Genomic DNA, 3,539 nt, shown 5'->3' with positions numbered 1-3,539 from the left:
GGACCTGGTCGACCCCGCCACCGGCGCCGGCGCTGCCGAGCTGGGGTTCGGGGCGACGATCTCCGCCGCCCGCGCCCGCTACCTGGCCTGTGACGGGAGCATCTCCCGGATCGTGATGGGCCCCGACAGGGTGCCGCTGGACCTGGGGCGGGACCACCGGGTGGTCACCCCGGGGTTGCGCAAGGCGGTGGAGCGCCGGGACAAGAGCTGCGTGTTCGCCGGCTGCGGGGCGCCGACCTGGTGGTGCGACGTCCACCACCTCATCCACTGGCTCTACGGCGGCGAGACCTCGTTGGAGAACTCCGCGCTGTTGTGCGAGCGGCACCACACCAAGGTCCACCACGGCTCCGGGTCGAGCGACAACCCGACGGCCGATGGCGCACCTGGCGACCCGACGGCACCGAGATCCTCCTCGGACCACTGCTCACCTGACTGCCCGAGCCCGGCAGCCGGCCACGGATCCACCGTGGCCGGCTGCCGCTGCGCGCGCGAGGCCCTGGCATGACCGCGGGCGTCCGGAGGTGGCGGCGGGCCATCCCTGCGACCGGGCGCACCCCCGCGGGTGACGCGGTGGCGACCGCCGTTTCCCGTCGGATCCGCCGGTTACGGTCTCTGCCGTGAGCAGTGAGGCAGGGGTGGAGCAGCGCGCGGGAGACGAGCCCGTGGTGGAGGCGGCCGTCGACCGGGAGGACCTCACCGAGGTCCCCGACGACGCGCGCACCCGGCACCGCGATCTGTCCGAGGAGCTCGACCGGTACGCCTTCGCCTACTACGTGCAGGATGCGCCGCTGGTCAGCGACGGCCAGTACGACGAGCGCATGGCCGAGCTGAAGGCCATCGAGGCGTCCCACCCCGCGCTGGTCACCCCCGACTCGCCCAGCCAGAAGGTCAACGGTGGTTTCTCCGCCACGTTCGCCCCGGTCCAGCACCTGGAGCGGATGCAGAGCCTGGACAACGCCTTCTCCTCCGACGAGCTGTCGGCCTGGGCCGCCCGGGTCGAGCGCGACGCGGGCACCGGCGTCAGCTGGCTCTGCGAGCTGAAGATCGACGGTCTGGCCGTCGCCCTGCTCTACGAGAAGGGTCGACTGGTGCGTGCGGCCACCCGCGGGGACGGCGTCACCGGCGAGGACGTCACCGCCAACGTGCGCACCATGCGCGACGTCCCGCAGCAGCTGAACGGGGATGACCTCCCCGACCGGCTCGAGGTGCGCGGGGAGATCTACTTCCCGGTTGCCGCCTTCGCCGACCTCAACGCCGCGATGGTCGAGCAGGGCAAGGCACCCTTCGCCAACCCGCGCAACGCCGCCGCCGGCTCGCTCCGCCAGAAGGACCCGAAGGTCACCGCCTCCCGTCCGCTGCAGCTCATCGTGCACGGCATCGGGGCCCACGAGGGCTGGCAGCCCGCGCGCCAGTCCGAGGCCTACGTCCGGCTGCGCGAGCTCGGCCTGCCCACCAGCGGGCGGTACCAGGTCGTCGACGACCTGGAGTCCGTCTGGGCCTACATCGAGCGCTACCGCGACCAGCGGCACTCGGTCGAGCACGAGATCGACGGCGTCGTCGTCAAGGTCGACCAGGTTGCGCTGCAGCGACGGCTCGGCTCGACCAGCCGCGCCCCCCGCTGGGCGATCGCCTTCAAGTACCCGCCGGAGGAGGCCACCACGACGCTGCTCGACATCCGGGTCAACGTCGGCCGCACCGGCCGGGTCACGCCGTTCGCCTACATGGAGCCGGTCAAGGTCGCCGGCTCCACCGTCCAGCTGGCCACCCTGCACAACGCCAGCGAGGTCCAGCGCAAGGGCGTGCTCATCGGCGACACCGTCGTCATCCGCAAGGCCGGCGACGTCATCCCCGAGGTGCTCGGTCCGGTGGTCGCCGCGCGCACCGGTGCCGAGCGGGCGTTCGTGATGCCCACCCACTGTCCCGAGTGCGGCACCGAGCTGCGGCCGGAGAAGGAGGGCGACGCCGACATCCGCTGCCCGAACTCCCGCTCCTGCCCCGCCCAGCTGCGCGAGCGCGTCTTCCACGTCGCCGGCCGCGGCGCCTTCGACATCGAGGTGCTCGGCTACGAGGCGGCGGTCGCGCTGCTCGAGTCGCAGCTGCTGCAGGACGAGGGCGACATCTTCTTCCTCGACGAGGAGGCGCTCTGCCGCACCGACTTCTTCACCAAGAAGGACGGCACCCTCTCGGCGAACGGGCAGAAGCTGCTGGCCAACCTGCAGACCCGCAAGGACGTCCCGCTGTGGCGGGTGCTCGTCGGCCTCTCCATCCGGCACGTCGGCCCCACCGCGGCCCAGGCGCTGGCGCGGGAGTTCCGCTCCATCGACCGGCTGATGGCCGCCGGTGAGGAGGAGCTGGCCGCGGCCGAGGGTGTCGGCCCGACCATCGCCACCGCCGTCCGCGACTGGTTCGCCGTCGACTGGCACCGCGACGTCGTGGAGAAGTGGCGCTGCGCCGGGGTCCGGATGGCCGACGAGGGGGAGGACGCCGGGCCGGGGCCGCTCACCGGGGTCACCGTCGTCGTCACCGGGTCGCTGCGCGACCTCAGCCGCGACCAGGCGATCGCCGCGATCCAGGAACGCGGCGGCAAGGTCACCGGCTCGGTGTCGAAGAAGACCGGCTTCGTCGTGGTCGGTGCCGACCCGGGCAGCAAGTACGACAAGGCCGTGCAGGTGAAGGCGCCGATCCTGGACGACGACGGGTTCCAGGTGCTCCTCGAGCAGGGCCCGGACGCCGCCCGGGAGGTCGCCACCATCGGCGACGCGGGCGACGCGGAGTAGGTCCTCCGGCCCCCTCGCAGGGCCCCGCCGCGAGCTCGCGAGTGGTGGGGGGCGAGGGGGTCCTTCGACTAAGCCGGGGGCATCCGGGCGACGGTCGCGGCGAGGCCGGTCAGGTGCGCCAGCCGCAGCAGCTCCGAGCGGCGGAACGCCGGTCCGCCGGAGCGACCGAGCAGCACCGCCTGACCGCCGTCCAGCGGCGCGGCCATCATCTCCACCGCCAGCTCCTGCCAGCGGGCCGGCACCCACTCCGCCTCGCTGGGCAGCAGCAGCGGCCCGCTCAGCGGCAGCCACGGCATCGTGACCAGGTCCAGGGAGGGCGCGGCGTCCGAGGCGGCGAGCACCCGCACGTCCTCCGCCGAGCCGGTGAGGACCGCCGCCCAGCCGCTGCGGAAGACCCGCGGCAGCTCCGCGGCCAGCATCTTCGCCGTGTCCTCGCCGCCCGGCGCGAGCGCTTCCAGCAGGTTCAGCTCCCGGTGGGTGTCCAGCGGCCCGGCGAACGGGCGCAGCGACTCCACCTGCACCCCCTGGACGGCGATCACCGCGGTGATCAGGCTGTCGGCCACCCGATCGGGCGGGAGCTCGACCACGATGTCGTCCACCGCGACACCGTTGCCGCGTTCCAGGACGTCGACCGAGACGATGTCGATGCCGGCCTCGCCCAGGGGGGGGGGGGGGGGGGGGGGGGGGGGGGGGGGGGGGGGGGGGGGGGGGGGCGCGCGGGGGGGGGGGTGGTGGTTCGTGTGTGGTGGAGGGTGGGGGCGG

Annotated in this window: 2 protein-coding genes and 1 pseudogene; 2 read left to right on the top strand and 1 reads right to left on the bottom strand. The window is 73.7% G+C overall.

The window, feature by feature from the left end:
* Together ACI79U_RS21385 and ligA are read left to right on the top strand one after the other, a co-directional pair.
* Positions 1-432 (top strand): annotated as a pseudogene (locus ACI79U_RS21385) (DUF222 domain-containing protein); the annotation flags it as partial.
* A gap of 185 nt (positions 433-617) precedes the next feature.
* A complete protein-coding gene (gene ligA / locus ACI79U_RS21380) occupies positions 618-2,777 on the top strand; it encodes an NAD-dependent DNA ligase LigA (protein ID WP_457072289.1) in 2,160 nt (719 codons plus the stop codon).
* 68 nt (positions 2,778-2,845) lie between these two features.
* Here the strand turns inward: ligA and ACI79U_RS21375 are convergent, their stop codons facing one another.
* Positions 2,846-3,376 carry an amino acid-binding protein gene (locus ACI79U_RS21375; RefSeq protein WP_457072828.1) on the bottom strand — a complete coding sequence of 177 codons (531 nt, stop codon included), beginning with the start codon at positions 3,374-3,376 and terminating at the stop codon, positions 2,846-2,848.
* Between the last annotated feature and the right edge of the window lie 163 nt (positions 3,377-3,539).

Source organism: Modestobacter sp. SYSU DS0904, assembly GCF_054051115.1.
This window is presented reverse-complemented; position numbering and strand designations above follow the sequence as displayed.